Here is a 17,506-nt window from a genome sequence, read left to right as displayed (position 1 = left end):
TCCCCGAAGGAACCGGCGGGTTCGGCGTAATCTTTACTACGGAACCGTCCGTATTCGGGAACGAGGTGAGTACGGATGAGTGTCAGTAAACGCCCCACTGGTGAGACTATCGTTCCAGCAGTCGAATCGCGGTACGACTGGTTGTTGGCACTCCTCCCGCTCCCGATGCTTCTCGGCATCCTCGTGGCCGTAATCACCGACATCCGCGTCGCTTTCGGCGTCAGTCTCGGCGGGCTGCCGTCGGTGGCGATGTTGGTATACGGCCTGTTCGTGGATCCGCCGCTATCGGGCAGTAGCGTCTGTGAGTCCTCACACACTCGACTGCACGACGCGGATTAAAAGTTGTAGACGCGGCTATCGTGACGGCCAAAACGGAGCAGACGTGGATTACCGAGCGGTCGGCGTCAACTCGTCGCCGACAGCGTTCATCACCTGAAACGCCGCGGAGGCAGCGAGTCCCTGAGCCACCTCGTCGCGGTCCGATTCAGTGAGTCCCGAGTCCAGATCCTCCTCGTCCGGCGTGAATCCGGCGCTGATTGGCCGACCGACCGGCGGGTGGACGGCAACAGTCGCCTGCGGGCCGTTGGACCCGTAGGAGAGTTCCGAACCCACAGCGTAGCCTTCTGGGAGGTACGTCTGCGTCCGCGTGACGATACCGGCGACGGCCTCACGAAGTCGCCGAACCTGCGCCGTGGAAAGTTCGGACTCCTCCGGGCGACCTGCATCTACCACACCGGGAGCACCCGCGTAGGGGTTGTTTCCGTTCATGAGGAATGAGTCATCAACCCTACGGGAACGCCGCAGATAAAGCCGTCGGAAGCTTCAGAAATGCGGTCGAAATCGTCGCTAGTCGATGGACTCAGCCGAGAGAGACGAAATCAGAAAGCCGTTAGTCGTCCTCAGAAAATCGGTTCGCTCTGTCCGTACGCGGCCACGGTAATGGCAGTCGTGTATCCCTCGCCGTCGGCGTCTGCCGTCGTCGTTGTGACGCGTTCGTTGTCAAACTGCCAATCTCGGAGGTTCCGACCAGAACTGAGTCCCGCCTCGATAGCGTGACGGACCTCCTCGGCGTCCGCGCCGGACGCCTCGTAGAACAGTCCCGGGCCGGGACCGACCGTCCATCCGAGTCCGGCCGAAACGGTTCCCGCGTCGCTCGTCGTCGCGCGCGCTTCGACAACGGTGAGGCGGTTGCCTGCCGGACCAAGGTCGGGTGCGGTGTCTACTTCCTCCACCGTGGTGTCGGCGGGAATGACAGAAGAGACAGCGACGAGGTTGTAGTTGTGGATGTTGGCGGCGGCGAGTGCAGCGTCGTACGACGCCATTTCGGTAGGGGCGGTTCCCACACCGCGAACGACGTAGATCGTGTTCATCGTCGGAGAACGTCGCCGCGGAGAATAAGGAGTTACGAAACGACCGTCGGAGAGCGACGAATGTCGATGTCCAGTTAGTACTGGTAGTCGGTGTGCCCCGGAATCGAGCGCGAGTCCTCGGCGTCGCGCATCTTCTCGATGGCGTCGTCGAAGTCCACGCGGCGAACCTCAGTACGGTCGTCGCGGATGGCGAACATCCCCGCTTCGGTCGTCAACGAGGCGATATCCGCACCGGACTGGCCGTCGAGTTCCTCGGCCAGTTCCTCGAAGTCCACGTCGTCGGCGATGTTCATCTCGCGCGTGTGGATTTCGAGAATCTTCACGATGCCCTCGGGGTCGGGGTTCGGCACCTCGATGAGGCGGTCGAACCGGCCCGGACGGAGGATAGCCTCGTCCAGCATGTCGAAGCGGTTCGTCGCGGCCATGATGCGAATCTCGCCGCGGTCGTCGAAACCGTCCATCTCACTGAGCAACTGCATCATCGTCCGCTGGACTTCGGCATCGCCGGAGGTCTTCGAGTCCGTGCGCTTGGAGGCGACGGCGTCGATTTCGTCGATAAAGATGACCGCGGGTTCGCGGTCGGCGGCGAGTTCGAAGAGGTCGCGGACGAGTCGGGCACCCTCACCGATGAACTTCCGGACGAGTTCGGATCCGGCCATCTTGATGAACGTCGCGTCCGTCTCGTTGGCGACAGCCTTCGCCAACATCGTCTTGCCGGTTCCCGGCGGTCCGTGTAAGAGGACACCGGACGGCGGCTCGACACCGACTTTTGCGAACATCTCGGGGTTCGAGAGCGGGTCCTCGACTGCCTCGCGCACCTCGCGCACCTGGTCGTCGATACCGCCGATGTCGTCGTACGTCACGTCGGGCGACGCATCGACTTCCATCGCCTGCGCGCGGGCGTCCGTTTCGTCGTCAAGGACGGTCTGGATGGCAAAGGAGTCGTTGATGGCCACTCTGTCGCCCGCTTCGACCTGCGATTCGAGGTGAGGCGACGTGTCCGTCAGGACCTCTTGGTTGTTGCCGTGTTGCTTGATGACGACGCCATCGTCGGTGACCTCCTCGACCGTCGCAATGTACAGCGACGAAGTTTTCAACGTCTCGTTACGACGCTTGAGTTGATCGACTTCAGACTGGAGATCATCACGACGGTCTGTCGCCTCCGTCAGACGGTCGTCGAGTTCTCGGTTGACCTCTCTGAGACGCTCGAAGTGCTGCCGAAGTGCAGACAGGCGCTCGGCATCCGACATCTCGGGATCGAGGTCAAGCCGAGGACGTTCGGGAAGCGAAGGGCTTCTGGACATCTGCTAACGGGGCTTGGAGGTGCGCATAAATGTGCCTTTGGGTAGCCCGAATGTTTTGTGACGGCTGTAGTAACGACGATATCGGCGTCGAGTGCCTCTCTCGGGGGCGAAACGCCTGTCGTTGACCGAGTTATTGTGAACGGATAGCGTTCCCGGAGCCGGGAGCATCACGTCGGCCGGGAGACGTGGCGGAACCGCAACTCGAAGATCGAGCCAGTCGGACTGCGCGGGCGGTACGTGACCGACCCACCGTAGAAGTCGAGCAGTCGGTCGACGAAGAATAAGCTGAGACCCTGCCCGTGCCGAAGTTGGGAGTCTTCACATTGACCGAACAGGAACTCAGCCTGTTCGGGTTCGATACCGGGACCGTTGTCTTCGACGGTCAACACGACCTCGTCCGGCGTCGTCTCCACATGAATCCAGATCATTGGAGAAGCGTCCTGATTGTACTCGACCGCATTCTCCACGACGGCGGCGACACCGCGTGAAAGTGCGTCGTCTGCGAGAATCCAGACAGGATCGTCGGGTACATCGAGATGGAGCGTCGTCCGTTCATCGACTAGTTTCGGGGCGGTCGTTTCGACCACGTTACAGAGGTCCCGTGGTACGAGAGCAGTCGAAGACCGTTCGAGAAGTTGGTGGAGGTCACGGGCGGTCTCGGCTCTGTCGAGCAGTCGCTCGATTCGCTCCAGTGCCTTCTCGACGAGTTCGCGTTCGACGCCCGAAACGGCATGTTTGATCGTCGAAAGGACGCCTCCGATGACGTTCGCGTCGTTGCGGATGTTGTGTCGAAGGACGCGGTTAAGGACGCTGACGGTCTGCTCGCTCCGGCGGCGTTCCGAGAGGTCGATAAAGATACCCGCGTAACCGACGAGTTCGCCATCGGTTATGAGCGGGAACGTTGCACCGTAACCGAAGACACGTTCGCCGTACTTGGTCACGGCTTCGATCTCACCCTCCCACGGTTCCCCGGCGGCCAACGTGTCCACCATCTCCTCGTACGTCTGCGAGTCGTTCACGAGAAATAGCGGCGGCGACCCGAGAATCTCCTCGCGGGTGTATCCCGTAAACTCCAGACAGGCTTCGTTGACATCGACGATAGAGAACGACTCGTCCGTAATGACAGTCGGATTCGGCGTCTCGTGGAAGATCGACCGGTAGATCTCTGTTGGAGTTTCGGTCATTGCGTAGCGGCCGCCATCTGACAAGCTGGGAGTACGAACGAGCCGAACCCGAATCTATCTTTCGGGGGAGTTGACTCGTTCGCCCTGATAGCTCCCGTCGTACACATCATCGTGGTTCCCGCGCGCGAGGACGAGTTGAGCAATTCGCGCGCCGGGTTCGAGTTCGATGTCGTGGTGAACCTGCAACAGACCCTCTCCTTTCCCTTCGTATCCGGCGTCCCAGACAGCCGTGTTGAGCATACAGGAGTTGCGCATGAGCGACGACCGGGGATAGAGAAAGCCGACGTGGCCCTCGGGAATGTGAATTGTCTCGGCGTACTGAAGGATGTACCCACCGGGCGGGAGGACGTACGAGCCGTCGTCCGAATCCGCTGAGACGGGTTCTCTGTCGCCGATTTCTTTGCCGTCAACGCCGAGCCGTCCGGGCGAAACCTGCTCGTAAAGCGAGTCGAGCGTCAGATCGACGCCGTTCGGTTGAACTTGCGAGTCAGCTATCGGTTCCACGTGGTCGGCAACGAACGAACCGGATCGAAACATACCGGAGTGGGTTCGAGGAAAGGCAAAGTGCTATCGTTCTGGACGCGACGAAGTCACTCTATCAGCGGTTCAATCTCTTCGTCCAGATACTGAATACACCACTCTACGTCGTTCATCGTCGCCGTTTCTCCGTCTCGTTCGATGGAGATGAGGAACCCGGACTTCTTCGGCAGGCCATCGACCCACGTGAGAATCCACGCGTCGTCGAATACGCGAACGAATGCGCGAAACTCACCGGTTTCGAGCGTTCGCTCGCTGTCACGGCCGCTCAATAGCGTGACGATCGTATCGTCCACTATCGTCTGGTTGTCGTCGGCATCGTACACGTCTCGAAGATCCTCCCGCATTCGAGTCGCGAACGATGTCGCCTCGTACTGTGTGACTGCTCGTAGGTCGTCACCAACGCGTTCGGTGACGTCCCCCCACACTCTCGCTACGAGAGAGTCATCCATGAGACACTGGTTGCGTTTGTCCGTAATACTTGTTTTGTTCCAACAAACAGTCGAGCCAGAATGGCCGATTTTGGGTGGATGATGCCACAACAGTACCGAAGCGTCTGAATATTTTCGCGGGTCGCTTCCGTGAGTCTGCAACCGAGAAAGGAGACACTAATCCGTAATTTGACATGATCCGAAAAACGAATCGCCTGCCCTCGTCCACGTTCACTATTGTCCATGTAGGTCAGAATATGCATATAATGAACATACGTCTGACCTCAAACACGCGGGATTTATAATCGTAGACAGTCGAAATCGGGACGTTATGGGACAGACGCTCACGGAAAAAATTCTCGATGACCACCTCGTCGAAGGGGAACTCGAACCCGGAGAGGAGATCGGAATCGAGATCGATCAGGTCCTCACACAGGACACAACCGGTACGATGGTCTGGCTGCAGTTCGAGGCGCTCGAACTCGACGAAGTGCAGACTGAACTGGCGGCGCAGTACTGCGACCACCAGACGTACCAGTTCGACTTCAAGAACACCGACGACCACCGTTTCCTCCGCTCTGCGGCAGGGACGTACGGTGCTCACTTCTCCCGTCCCGGCAACGGTATCTGTCACAACGTCCACAAGGAGAACTTCGCCGCACCCGGCAAGACGCTCCTCGGTTCGGACTCCCACACGCCGACGCCCGGCGGCCTCGGTCAACTCGCAATCGGTGCGGGTGGCCTCGACATCTCCGTCGCCATGGGTGGCGGCGCATACTACGTCGAGATGCCGGAAGTCGTCAACATCCGTCTCGAAGGTGAGCTCCCCGAATGGGCCACCGCAAAGGACGTCATCCTCGAACTGCTCCGCCGTCTCTCCGTGAAGGGTGGCGTCGGCAAGGTGTTCGAGTACACCGGCCCGGGCGTCGAGACGCTCACCGTCCCCGAGCGAACGACGATCACGAACATGGGTACGGAACTCGGTGCCACCTCGTCCATCTTCCCGACGGACGAGGAGACCAAAGACTACCTCGCACGACAGGGTCGTGAGGACGAGTACGTCGAACTCTCGCCCGACGAGGACGCCGAGTACGCCGACGAAATCGTCGTCGATCTCTCGGATCTCGAACCGCTCATCGCCTGCCCGTCGATGCCTGACAAAGTCGTACCCGTCCGCGAGGTTGCGGGCGAGTCCGTCGAGCAGGTTATCGTCGGTTCCTGTACGAACGGTGGCTACGAGGACATCCTTCCGGCCGCGAAGATGCTCGAAGACCGCGAAGTGAACAAGAAGACGGAGATGATCGTCGCACCCGGTTCGAAGCAGGCTTCCGAGATCCTCGCCCGTCAGGGCTGGGCTGCCGAAATGATGGCTGCCGGTGTCAACTTCTCCGAGGCGACGTGTGGTGCCTGTATCGGCATCGGTCACGTTCCCGCCTCCGACTCCGTCTCTCTGCGGACGTTCAACCGCAACTTCGAGGGTCGCTCCGGTATCGAGGACGACAACGTCTATCTCTGCTCGCCGGAAGTCGCCGCTGCCGCGGCGCTCAAAGGCGAAATCGTCGATCCGCGCGACCTCGCCGACGAACTCGACGACCTCGAAGCGCCCGGCGTCGAACTCCCCGACAAGTACGACGGCTCGAAAGCCGACCTCATCTCGCCTGATGAGGCCGTTGACGACGAACTCATCAAGGGTCCGAACATCGGCAACGCGCCGATTGGCGAGCCGCTCGAAGCGGACATTCAGGGCGAAGCGCTCCTGAAGATGGACGACAACATCACGACGGACCACATCATTCCGGCCACGTCGGACATCCTCAAGTTCCGCTCGAACATCGAGAAGCTCTCCGAGTTCACGCTCTCGCGCGTGGACGATACGTTCGCACAGCGCTCGATGGACGCCGACGGCGGTGTCCTCGTCGCAGGTGAGAACTACGGTCAGGGTTCCTCGCGTGAACACGCCGCCATGTGCCCGCAGTACCTCGGTATCGAGGCTGTGCTGGCGCAGTCGTTCGCCCGCATCCACAAGGCGAACCTGTTCAACTTCGGTATTCTCCCCCTCGCAATCGACGAGGAGACGTACGAGAAGATCGAGCAGGGCGACGACGTCGAAGTCGTCACGGACGTTGCAGCGGCCGTCGAATCCGGTCAAGAGGAGTTCACCATCCGCGTGAACGACGACTGGGAAGCCACGGCACAGCTGGACGCCTCCGAGCGCGAACGTCGTATCCTCTCTGCGGGTGGCAAGCTCCGCCTCACGAAAGAGCAGTACGAGCAAGAGGGCAGTAGCGGCGCGACGCCCGCGGACGACTAAGCGACACACAACACGCTACGTTTTTTCGACGCGATCCGCCGAGCGATAGCAGTGCGCTTCACGAAGGCACTGCGGCAGCATTGGTAAGCGGCGTCTTCGCACACGAACGACCATTGAACTTTTGCACGCACCGGGCGTACCAACGAAAAGTGACCTCTCCGGGACCAGAGCGCGAGGTGAACACCGACGACGAGACGAGCGAATCCGAACCCGGTTCCGAGTCGGGCGACTCGTTGTCGGACGTGACGATTCGTCGCGCGGAGCGTGCCGACCTGCTCGAAGTGTTGGGTATCGAGAAGACCTGCTTTACCGAGCCGTGGCCCTACACGGCGTTCGAGTCATTTCTCGACGAACCGGGCTTTCTCGTCGCCGTCAACGAGGGGAACGTCGTCGGCTACATCGTCGCGGACGTGATGCCAAATCACGGGCGAGACCTCGGCCACATCAAAGATATCGCCGTCACGCCGGAGGCGCGCGGTATCGGTCTCGGCCGCCGTCTCCTCCAGCGTGGACTCGTCTCGCTTTCGTTCTCCGGGGCCGCGCTCGTCAAACTCGAAGTCCGCGTCGGCAACGAACCGGCGCTGTCGCTGTACCGTAAGATGGGCTTCGAACCCGCGCGACGAGTCCCGTCTTACTACGCAGATGGTGAGGACGCCCTGCTTATGGTTCTCGACGTGGATGCGTGGCAGGACTAACCTGCGATAAGGTGATACTTCTCGGGGTCGCAGTACTCGGCAGTGACCGACTCGTACACCGTCTTGGTCGTCGGCACGTTGCCATCCCGGTTCCATACCGAGCGATTCGAGGCGGCGTTCGACGACGCAACGCTCAGGTGGGTCGAACAACCCGAGGGAAATTCGACCGTCTTCGAGGCCACAGACTGTATCCTCGCCACCATGGAAGTCGTCTCGTCGGGGGATTTCGATCCTGAGGCCGCCGCTGTCCCCGTTTTGCTGATCGGTGACAGAGAGGACAGTATCGCAGAAATCGCACTCTCGACGGATGTCGTAGACTATCTCGCCGTCCGGGGAGTGGATGCGGAGGCGACGTGGTTAGCCAACCGGATGGAGGCGGCCGCTGACTCCTATCGGACGGACAAAAAGCGGGCGCAACTCGACAGACAACAGCGAGCGCTTTCAGATCTCGGCGCGTTCGCGCTCTCCGGGCCGGCGCGAGAGGAAGTGTTCGCCGAAACCGTCGAAATCGTTACCGAAACGCTCGATGCCGGGCGGGCCGCTCTCCTCCAGTCGCGCCCTGAACACGGTGACCTGTCGATTGTCGCCGCCAAAGGCTGGCCGCAAGTCTACGTCGGCGGCGTCGCCGTCGGACTCGACTCCGGGCCGGGACGGGCACTCACGAACCGAGAGCCAGTCGTCGAAAACGACCTGTCGAGCGAGACGACAGAACTGACTGCTCACCTCGATGCCGGCAGCGAGTTAAGTGTCGTCGTCGGGGGTGGCACCGAACCATGGGGTGTGCTTACAGTTCACAGTTCGGAGAGCGGCGCGTTCGACGAGACTGACGCCAGATTCACCGAAAACGTCGCCGCACTCATCGCGGCGGTCATCGAACGCGAGACGCTCCGGACGACGTTAGAAGAGATGTTCAGCCGAATGGATCAGGGCCTCATCGGTCTGGACAACGACTGGCGTGTGACGTACATGAATCCAGAGGCCGAGCGACTGCTGGACACGGCCGCCAGCGAAGTCGTCGGGACGAACTACTGGGATCTGTTCGACAGCGACGCTGTCAAACCGTTCCGCGAACGGTACGAAAAGGCGGTCAAGACCGGCGAAAAGGTGTCGTTCGAGTCGTACTTCCCACCGCACGACCGCTGGTACGAGGTGGAGGCGTACCCCTCGCAGGCGGGGCTTTCGGTCTACTTCGCAGACATAACTGACCGGACCGAGCGCGAGATGGAACTGCTTCGATACGAGCGGATGGTCGAGGCGGCCGATGACGGTGTGTACGCACTGGATTCCGACCAGCACATCGTGCAGGTCAACCAAGCGTTCGCGGAGATGTTCAGCCGCGAACAAGAATCGCTCATCGGCATGCACACCACCGAGCTTATCGACGAAGACACCGCTGCCGAAAGCGCCCTCATCCAAGCGGAGGCCGCACGAACAGGCGAGCCAAAGCGGATGGAGTTCAAAGCGGAACTACCCGACGGCACCGAGGTGTGGATCGAGACGCACTTTTCAGCGATTGTGGACGAAGAGACGGATCAGTTCGTCGGCACTGTCGGCGTCGCCCGCGACGTGACCGAGCGACGTCACCGCGAGCGGTCGCTCACGATGCTCCACGAACGGACGCGCGAGATGGCGCAGGCCGACAACGCCGACGCCGTCGTGACGCGAACTATCGAAGGCTGTCACAGCTTGTTTGATCCCTGTCGGGCCGCCTTTTTCGACTATGACGCCACGACGCGGACACTCGAACGACACCCGCAGTCGGACGAAGTAGACCGAGGGCGGTACCAGTCGGACGGCGTGAACCGCGACGCCCCTGTCGAGTCCGAGAACGATCCCTGCTGGGTTGCTTTCACCGAGGAGCGAATGGTGCGCGTTGAGGAGGGAACAACGGTCCAGTTCGTGCCAGTGGGTCAGTACGGCGTCCTCGCTGTCGAGCGGCTATCGGGTGCGACAATCCGGGAGACCGACGCCGAGATGCTCGGCCTGCTGGCAGCGACGATGGGAGAGTTGCTAGGAAGCGTCGAGACGAAGCAGGCGCTGCGAAGCAGGGACCAGCAACTCGAACAGCAAAACGAGCGGCTGACGCAGTTGAACCGTATCAACCGAACGGTCAGAGAGGTGACGCGCTCCGTCGTCCATGCGACCACGACAGAAGAGGCGACAGCGCGGGCGTGTGAACGGTTAGTAGAAGCCGAACCGTACCAGTTCGCGTGGCTCTGTGAGGCCCCCGAAGAAGCAAATAGCGACGACAGGGTGGTGCCCATGACGACGACAGGCGTCGAAGACAGCTATGCAGCCCGGCTCACCGAAGCGGCGCAGACATCGCCGTTCCCCGAGTTGCTCTCACGAGTCGCTTCGACGGGCCGACGTGCGGTCGTAAATGACGTATTGGACGACCCAGCGTGGGAACCGCATCGCCGGGACGCCCTCGCACAGGGCTTTCGGTCCATCGCCGTCGTCCCCGCAGGTAACGACCGACTTCTCGTCGTTCACGGCACGCGCCCGGACACGTTCGCCGGAGAGGACGGCGACGTACTGGTCGAACTCGGAGAGACGTTAGGAGCAGTTATCGACCGTCTCGGGCGGACACAGCCGATTCTTGACGAGCGGCAAACCGAAGTTGAATTAGAGATTCGAGACGACCAGCATTTCTTGGTCCGTCTCTCGACGGCAACCGGCGAGACGGCGACGGTGACCGGTGTCGTCCCGACAGCAGAGGGCGACTACCGGACGTTCGTCCGAACTGCCGCGCCGAAGAACGCCGTGCGGGACGCCCTTCCGCCGGGAACGCTCGCCCGCGAACTCACCGATGAGGACGACGACGAACACCTCTATGAGGTCCAGCCGGCGGACACGACGCCGTTCGAGACAGTGTACGCTGGACGTGGCAGACTCCGCGAGATGGTGGCCGAAAACGGCGTCTGTACAGTGTCGCTGACGATTCCTTCGGATGTAAGCGTGCGGTCGGTCGTGGACGCATTCGCCGCAACGTACTCCCGGACGACGCTCGCTGCTCGTCGAACGCTCACGGAACCGACCGACTCGGTCGGGAGTTTCCGAGCGCGCCTCGACGAAGTGTGGACCGAACGACAGCGAGAAGCAATCTCGGCCGCACTCCACGGAGGACTGTACGACTGGCCGCGCAAGACATCCGTCTCGACGCTCTCGGAAGCGTTCGATGTCTCCTCGCCGACCTTTCAGTACCACCTCCGAGCCGCAGAGCGCAAACTGATCGAACTCATTTTAGACTGACAAATATCTGTCATACTATTCGAATAGAAAGTCTACGGAGAGACAGTATACGATAGTAGAGATGACGACTATTAGCCCAGAACGCCCAGTAGTGTCTGTCGGCGTGGGGGCCGACGGGATGACCCATGGATGATACAACAACGGAAGGGACAGGACGAGACGTAAAGGAGCGGTCGAGAGTTGTCGTTCAACACGACTGGAACGGAGAGGACTGTCTTGCAGTTACTATCGCCCGCGCCGCTGCGGAGGCGTGGACGGGCAACCCGGACGATGCAATGACGCTACCGCCAGTCGGTTCCATCGTTGACCCCGACGCATTAGAGAGTCTGTTCGAACCAGCGCGCAGTCGCGGCCGCCCCGCGACGGACGGCGGATACCCGTCCACAGACGGCGCAGCGCAGTCACGGGTCCGATTTACGTACGTCGGCTACAACGTCACCATCTCGGAGGACGGTGTCGTCGTCGTCGAGGATCCTTCGACGCTGGCGAACCTATAGCTCGGACCGTACGACCCTTGTACTGCGCTCTGTAACGCATGAGCATGGGCTACGCCTGTCCCGTCTGTGACGTGCCGCAACAGGACGGAGAGCACCTCGCAAACCATCTCGCGTTCACGGCGATGACACACGGCGCCGAACACGAGTCATGGTTGGACGAACACGTCCCCGAGTGGTCGTCATCGAGTCCCGACGAACTCGCCGCCCGCGTGACCGAGTTAGCCGAGGAGGCGGAGTACGAAGCCGTGTTCGAGGATACGGTCCACGACCACGCCGGACACGACCACGACTCCTTGTTCGGTGACGACACCGGTACACCCGAGCAGATGGATATACCACGTTCCGGACGGCGTGACTCGCTCGACGCCGACGCGCAAGCCGTTATCGAGGAGGCACAGGCGTTGACGCGGGAGATGCTGGAAGACAGCGACGGGGATGCAGACGACGCCGACGAGGGCGACGAGGCGTAACGGTCGCAGAGAGCAGGACAGCATATCGTAACGGACGCGTCGCTGACGACTGCCGACTCACGGCCGACGATTGACGACTGCCGACTCACGGCCGACGACTGGCGACTAGCGACTCACGACCCACGACCGAAAGGCGTTCGTCGCCTCGCGAGTCAGGTAGCCGTATGGAGATACTTGGTACACTCGCTCCCGAGAGCGAACGCGAGGCGCGCGAGGCGTTTGAGGCGTCCGGTCCGACCGCTCAACAGATCGTCCGCGAGACGGCGAGGGCCATGTCATTCGACCGCGAGGAGTACCAAGAGCGCGTTACTGGAGAGGTAGTCGAGACGGCGCGAAACGTCCTGTTCGCCGAACGACTTGCCGTCCACGTCGGCGCACACGAGGAGTTCGACGCGTGGACCGACGACCATCCAGCGTACGAGGTGACGCAACTCGGCAGTCCCAACGTCGAACGCGTCGTCTGGCACGCCGCCCCGTTCGCGGATGTCGCCGTCGCCGCAACGTTCCAGAACGAACGCGACGCGGCAGTTGGAACCCTCCGCAGACAGGCGTTCAGTCGAATCTATCGCCCGCGATTCGAAGACGGTGATTCGAAGACGGAACACGGGGAGACAAAGCACGAAGACTGAACCCGGCGGATTAAGCATCGGGCGACCCGAACGGGAGACAATGAACGGAGACGGACGCCGTCACGAGTCGTTGCCGGATCCCGAGTGGCCCGTACTGGAGTCAGCGGTCGAGTACGAAACGGGGTGGTTCACGGGCGGCTACGACCTCGTCGAACAACCGAACGGGAGCACGAAGCGCTACTACTGGGCGGAACTGGCCACGGCAGTCGTCGTCATTGCAGTTGAAGACGGGCAGGTGATATTTGTCGAGCAGTATCGCCCGACGATTCGACAGACGCAACTGGAACTGCCCGCCGGTATCGTCGAGGGCGGCGAATCCTACACGCAAGCCGCCGAGCGCGAACTACGTGAAGAGACAGGATTCGACGCGACGAGCAGTTCGGTACTGGAAGAGTGCTGGTGTTCGACCGGCGTTCTCAGACACCGACGCGGATTCGTCTTCGCCGAGGGACTCACACCGGTTGAACGCGACTTAGACGACAACGAATTCCTCTCGGTCCACACGGTGCCCGTCGAAGAAGCCGTCAAGGTATCGCGGGAGCAACCGACGAACGACGCCACTCTCGAAGGAGTGCTCCTCGCACGCGAAGAGGGCTTGCTCTAAGCGAGCGGCTGAACCGACCACGCACCCGCACGCTTATCTCTCGGCGTCCGTTTCCACCGGGTATGGACGACGAGATTGACCCCTCGGAAGTCGAGTCGTTACTCGACAGCGAGGACCCACCGCGCGTCGTTGACATCCGGTCTCCCGGTTCGTTCGCCCGGTTTCACATCCCCGGCAGCGAGAACGTTCCGTTCGCGGAGTTACCCGACCGCGTTGCATCGCTTGAGGGTGCCGACCGCATCGTCACTGTGTGTCCGCACGGCAAAGCGAGCATCCAAGCGGCCCGCCTCATCAAATCCTACGAGGGAACAGCCGACGCGCGCGTCGAGAGCATGCGCGGTGGACTCGAAGCGTGGGAGGGTCCGTTAGAAGAACAGAAGACAGCGGCCGAACCCGACGAGGGGCCGGAAGCGCCGTTCTGATCCTAGTTGACGTACTGAGACCCCCTACCGAGAGAGGGGATAGCTCGTCGAGACGACGACGCCGAACTCGTCAGTCACGAGAGTGAAAGTAGGGACGAAAACCGCTCGGTGTTCGAGAAGTAACGGTCTGTTAGGCGACGTTGAAACCCTTGTTGCGGAGGAAGTCCTCCACGCGTCCGGTGTGATTCCCTTGGAGTTCGATGGAACCGTCCTCCACCGTCCCGCCGCAGGCGAACTTCGACTTCAGGTCGGAGGACAAGCTGTCCATATCGACGTCTTTTGGGTCGAACCCTTCGATGACCGTTACCTCTTTTCCGTAGCGGCGCTCGTCGATGCGGATGGTGATCTCCTGAGACTCTTTGGCAACGTCCTCGCAGACGCAGAGTTCCTCAGGGAGCCCGCACGTCGAGCAGACTTCCGACATTACAATCTGAACGTACAGGATGGGGATATTAAACAGTATCGGGAATCCGTGCGAAATACACAGTCGCGTCAGGCGATGAGACGATGTGTGCGACTAGACAGTCGCACCACTGACGGCCTCACCGCTGTGAAAGCCGGCCGAGAAGCGGCGTCGTTTCTCGAACCAGTCGGTCCACGGTGGCGATAGCATCGTCGGCTGTCTCGCGCGCGACGCCATCGCCGTACCGAGCGCGTTCGTACGCTTCACCGACGCGCGCTACGTCCGCATCGAGACCGACGCGGGAGAGCGACTGGAGATACGTGCGCGGCGTCTCGCCCGTCCGTCGTGGGCGATACCGACGTTCGAGCACGTATTCGAGTCGGCGATACGCCCGAATCGTGTCGTCTTCCGGCGTGCGTCGCGTCCCCTGATACCGAAGCCACAGCGCCCGGTACGCGCGTTCGGTTACTCCCGTCCGTCTCGCCCCGGCGACGAGTCCGATCAGTGCGACGAGGCCGAGCGCGAACGTGCGTTGCGGCGGGAGATCCGGACCTGACAAGCCGCCACCGGCTGACGTTACGGAAGACCCCAGCCCGGGAACTGATCCGGGCGGCGGAGTCGCGTTCACGCCACTACCACTGGGTTCGAGTGCGTCGGACGGCGTCGGCGTATTGTTCGTGTCGTCTTCCGTGCCGTTAGCCGCCGTAGTAGTGGTTGGCGTGGGTGTCGGCGTCGCCGTCTCTTCGGACCCGCCCACATCGACGTTGGGTTCACCGTTCTGTCTGGCCTCGGCAACGCGGGCGTTTTCGGCGGTTTGCCGTGGCCCCGAAGGCGTCGGGTCGAACCGAACCCATCCAACGTCCTCGAAGTAGACTTCGACCCACGCGTGCGAATCGAGTCCGCGGACGACGTACTCGTTCTCACTCACCTGTTGGCCGGGCGTGTATCCGGTGACGAACCGCGCGGGAACACCTTGCGACCGGAGCATGACGACCATTGTCGTCGCGTAGTAGGTGCAGTATCCCGCGTCCATCTCGAACAGGAACGAGTCGGCGATATCGCCCGATGGCTGTGGCACCGACAGCGAGTAGCGCTTTTCGGCCTCCAGCGTCTGCTCGATGGCGACCGCTTTGTCGTACGGGTTGTCCGCGTCGGCGGTGACTGCAGCGGCACGGGCGCGAACCCGGTCGGATGTGCTGTCTGGCAGTTGGAGGTACGCCGCTTCGATATCGTCGGGGTAGTTCGTCCCAGAGCGTCGCAGTTGCGCCGTGGTGTAGATCGGAACTTCGCTCGTGACGCGATAGGACTCGCCTTCGCGCAACGAGGTGGTTGGCCGCAGGTTCCCCTGCGCGGTCACTTCCGCCTCGGAGGCGAGAGGGCCGTCAATGCGAACCGGTTTCCACGCGGCCGGAAGGATAGAGATAGTCCCTTTCGCCGTCACCTGCTGCTGGACGGTCTGTGAGGCACCAACCGGGCCGCGCAAACGACCGTTGTAGGGGTCCGTACTCCCCGTTCTAATCCACCCGTCGCCGGTGTACCTGTCGTACGCGGCCGTCTCCCAGTACGACGACTGCGGACTGTTGACCGTAAAGCGGACGTTCGGCGAGAGTCGGATGCTCCCGACGATATTCAAGCGGTCCGGAGAGTTGACGAGACTCCCCTCGACCGTGGGTGAACCCCGGTCCGGGAGCAGCGGAGACCCTTCTGCACCGGGGACCACGGAGATAGTGGCCGCGAGAACGATCATCGCCGCGAGGACCATCGACATCACGTCCAACTGGGCGATGCCCGCGCCGTAGCGCTCGAACGTTGACGCTGCGACCGTGACTGTCCCGCCAGCGACGCCGACGAGCGTGGTCAGTTGTCCGGCGTCGCTCGTGAGAACAAACAGGCCGAGGGCGACGCCGCCGACGGCGACACCCCACACGTACTGGCGACGAACGGCAAGGTACCACGAGAGAAACACCGGGCCGGGAGCGACGGCCATCGCCCACACGCCAGCGCCGGTGAGTCGGAGGATGGACAGTCCGGTGAGCAGTGCGACAGTGTCTGAGAGCAGGCGCGCCGGCGTCAGGAGTTCGAGTTGGCTCTGCGGAAGCGTGAACACGTAGACGGTGAAGCCGCCGACTAAGAGGACGGCAGTAACACCAAGTGCCGTTCGGACGCTGACGAAAGAGCCGACCAGCGTGGCAAGTGCGAGCGACCCCACGACGACAAACAGCAGTTGGGAACTGCCGCCGACCACGTTCGTGACGTAGTAGAGTACGCTCACGTACGACCACGTGAGGACGAGGACGCCGACAAGAGCGACGGCACGCGGTACCGAGATGGCGTCTATCGAAAACGAAGCGTTCGTGTCTCTCGTCTCGGAACTCACGAGGTCGTCACCCCTGTCGGTTCACGTCCTGTCTGACCGCCGGCGAAGTGACCATTCGCCCGCCCCGTCTCCGCGACGAGCATCTCGAACGTCGTCTCGCTGTCGCCGTATCTGACGCGGGTGGCCGCTTCGCTCGCCGTGATGACGACATCGGCGGCATCGTCGGGAACGGCACCGCCGTCGGCGCGTGCGAGATGTTCGAGCAGTTGTCGGTCGTCGCCCGCGGTCGCTTCGACGACGCCAGAGGGCGTCGAGAGCGTGACAGGGATACCGGACGTGACAAACGTGAGACAGATCGTGGCCGCCGCCTCAGCCATCCGGTCGCTCGCGGTTCGGGCGGCACCGGCGGCGATGTGGACGCTCGATGCGTCCGTCTCCGCGACGAACTCCTTGACGATGAGGTCGTCGCGTTTCGCCGTCGACTTCCAGTGAACATCTCTGAGCGAGTCACCACGGACGTACTCGCGGAGACCGTCGAACTCCTCGCGTCGAGGGGAAATCTGGGCATCATACAGCGACCAGAGGTCGTGCCGGGCCGCCGTCGAGAGTCGTCTGACCCGCGGAAACACCAGCACCGAGTCGGTACCGGGAGCGAGCAGTTCGCGTTCGACTAACCCGAGTACGTCGGTGGCAACGATAGTCGCAGGGCCGAGTTCGTATTCGCCCCGCTTGCGGTACGTCACCTCGTAGGCGAAGGGGTCATCGCCGACGAGCGTCTCGCCCTCGGCGTCGCCGTCGAGACCGAGGGGGAGCGCATCGAGTACCGTCGCCGGATACGACCGCTCGGTGTCGAACGACAGCGTGACCGTTCCCGTAGTGTCCGGAACGTCGTCGTTCGGGACGGTCCGTTCAACCGCTGGCACGGGTGCGCGACGGACCTGCAAGATGGCGGCCGCCAAAGCGACGACCGCCGGGATGACAATGGCGTTGAGAGACCGCGGACCGAAGCCGATGCTGAGAGCGATGGCGGTCGCGACCACCCCACAGACCGCGTAGCCGCGTCGAGTGAGCCGCATCTGG

At 62.0% G+C, this 17,506-nt stretch carries 18 protein-coding genes; 9 read left to right on the top strand and 9 right to left on the bottom strand.

The features are described 5' to 3' along the window. Positions 1-75: 75 nt before the first annotated feature. Positions 76-339: a hypothetical protein gene (locus tag HBOR_RS02685; protein WP_006055277.1), complete on the top strand. Its 264-nt coding sequence runs from the start codon at positions 76-78 to the stop codon at positions 337-339. A 48-nt stretch (positions 340-387) separates the two neighbouring features. Here HBOR_RS02685 and HBOR_RS02680 read toward each other — a convergent pair whose 3' ends face one another. The 6 genes from HBOR_RS02680 to HBOR_RS02655 all read right to left on the bottom strand — a co-directional run bounded on the left by HBOR_RS02680 (position 388) and on the right by HBOR_RS02655 (position 4,847). Continuing rightward, the gene (locus tag HBOR_RS02680; protein ID WP_006055278.1) at positions 388-768 is read right to left on the bottom strand and encodes a DUF5811 family protein; all 381 of its coding nucleotides are present in this window, start codon (positions 766-768) and stop codon (positions 388-390) included. Positions 769-899: 131 nt separating this feature from the next. Next, complete coding sequence (locus HBOR_RS02675; RefSeq protein ID WP_006055279.1) at positions 900-1,370, bottom strand: pyruvoyl-dependent arginine decarboxylase; 471 nt, start codon at positions 1,368-1,370, stop codon at positions 900-902. Positions 1,371-1,444: 74 nt separating this feature from the next. Next, positions 1,445-2,674, bottom strand: coding sequence for a proteasome-activating nucleotidase Pan2 (gene pan2, locus HBOR_RS02670; RefSeq protein WP_006055280.1), 1,230 nt, complete (start codon positions 2,672-2,674; stop codon positions 1,445-1,447). Between the two features lie 167 nt (positions 2,675-2,841). Then, positions 2,842-3,858 carry a PAS domain-containing sensor histidine kinase gene (locus HBOR_RS02665; RefSeq protein ID WP_006055281.1) on the bottom strand — a complete coding sequence of 339 codons (1,017 nt, stop codon included), beginning with the start codon at positions 3,856-3,858 and terminating at the stop codon, positions 2,842-2,844. Between the two features lie 54 nt (positions 3,859-3,912). Beyond that, the gene (locus HBOR_RS02660; protein WP_006055282.1) at positions 3,913-4,395 is read right to left on the bottom strand and encodes a deoxyuridine 5'-triphosphate nucleotidohydrolase; all 483 of its coding nucleotides are present in this window, start codon (positions 4,393-4,395) and stop codon (positions 3,913-3,915) included. Between the two features lie 53 nt (positions 4,396-4,448). Beyond that, positions 4,449-4,847: a hypothetical protein gene (locus tag HBOR_RS02655; protein WP_006055283.1), complete on the bottom strand. Its 399-nt coding sequence runs from the start codon at positions 4,845-4,847 to the stop codon at positions 4,449-4,451. Positions 4,848-5,157: 310 nt separating this feature from the next. Here HBOR_RS02655 and HBOR_RS02650 point away from each other — a divergent pair, with 310 nt between their 5' ends. From HBOR_RS02650 to HBOR_RS02615, 8 genes are all read left to right on the top strand, one after another. Beyond that, complete coding sequence (locus HBOR_RS02650) at positions 5,158-7,137, top strand: aconitate hydratase (RefSeq protein ID WP_006055284.1); 1,980 nt, start codon at positions 5,158-5,160, stop codon at positions 7,135-7,137. Between the two features lie 233 nt (positions 7,138-7,370). Further along, positions 7,371-7,832 carry a ribosomal protein S18-alanine N-acetyltransferase gene (rimI, locus tag HBOR_RS02645; protein WP_394295397.1) on the top strand — a complete coding sequence of 154 codons (462 nt, stop codon included), beginning with the start codon at positions 7,371-7,373 and terminating at the stop codon, positions 7,830-7,832. Between the two features lie 42 nt (positions 7,833-7,874). Then, complete coding sequence (locus HBOR_RS02640; RefSeq protein WP_006055286.1) at positions 7,875-11,084, top strand: bacterio-opsin activator domain-containing protein; 3,210 nt, start codon at positions 7,875-7,877, stop codon at positions 11,082-11,084. Positions 11,085-11,209: 125 nt separating this feature from the next. Next, positions 11,210-11,581 carry a HalOD1 output domain-containing protein gene (locus tag HBOR_RS02635; RefSeq protein ID WP_006055287.1) on the top strand — a complete coding sequence of 124 codons (372 nt, stop codon included), beginning with the start codon at positions 11,210-11,212 and terminating at the stop codon, positions 11,579-11,581. Positions 11,582-11,625: 44 nt separating this feature from the next. Beyond that, the gene (locus HBOR_RS02630; RefSeq protein WP_013440460.1) at positions 11,626-12,051 is read left to right on the top strand and encodes a DUF5810 domain-containing protein; all 426 of its coding nucleotides are present in this window, start codon (positions 11,626-11,628) and stop codon (positions 12,049-12,051) included. 164 nt (positions 12,052-12,215) lie between these two features. Beyond that, complete coding sequence (locus tag HBOR_RS02625; protein ID WP_006055289.1) at positions 12,216-12,680, top strand: DUF5809 family protein; 465 nt, start codon at positions 12,216-12,218, stop codon at positions 12,678-12,680. A gap of 40 nt (positions 12,681-12,720) precedes the next feature. Further along, complete coding sequence (locus HBOR_RS02620) at positions 12,721-13,284, top strand: NUDIX hydrolase (RefSeq protein ID WP_006055290.1); 564 nt, start codon at positions 12,721-12,723, stop codon at positions 13,282-13,284. A 62-nt stretch (positions 13,285-13,346) separates the two neighbouring features. Beyond that, positions 13,347-13,706, top strand: a complete 360-nt coding sequence (locus HBOR_RS02615) for a rhodanese-like domain-containing protein (protein WP_006055291.1) — start codon at positions 13,347-13,349, stop codon at positions 13,704-13,706. 130 nt (positions 13,707-13,836) lie between these two features. On the opposite strand, the gene yciH is transcribed toward HBOR_RS02615, so the two are convergent. From yciH to HBOR_RS02600, 3 genes are all read right to left on the bottom strand, one after another. Further along, on the bottom strand, positions 13,837-14,130 hold the full coding sequence (yciH, locus tag HBOR_RS02610; protein ID WP_006055292.1) for a stress response translation initiation inhibitor YciH: 294 nt from the start codon (positions 14,128-14,130) through the stop codon (positions 13,837-13,839). A 118-nt stretch (positions 14,131-14,248) separates the two neighbouring features. Continuing rightward, positions 14,249-16,486, bottom strand: coding sequence for a DUF3488 and transglutaminase-like domain-containing protein (locus HBOR_RS02605; RefSeq protein ID WP_006055293.1), 2,238 nt, complete (start codon positions 16,484-16,486; stop codon positions 14,249-14,251). Continuing rightward, entirely contained in the window at positions 16,483-17,502 is a 1,020-nt protein-coding gene (locus HBOR_RS02600) for a DUF58 domain-containing protein (protein ID WP_006055294.1), read from the bottom strand. Before HBOR_RS02600 ends, HBOR_RS02605 begins: the two co-directional genes overlap by 4 nt. Positions 17,503-17,506 lie beyond the last annotated feature (4 nt).

The sequence above is a fragment of the Halogeometricum borinquense DSM 11551 genome (genome assembly GCF_000172995.2).
GTDB classification, from domain to species: Archaea; Halobacteriota; Halobacteria; order Halobacteriales; family Haloferacaceae; genus Halogeometricum; species Halogeometricum borinquense.
Note: the sequence above shows the minus strand (reverse complement) of the source record. Positions and strands in the feature narration are given on the sequence as shown.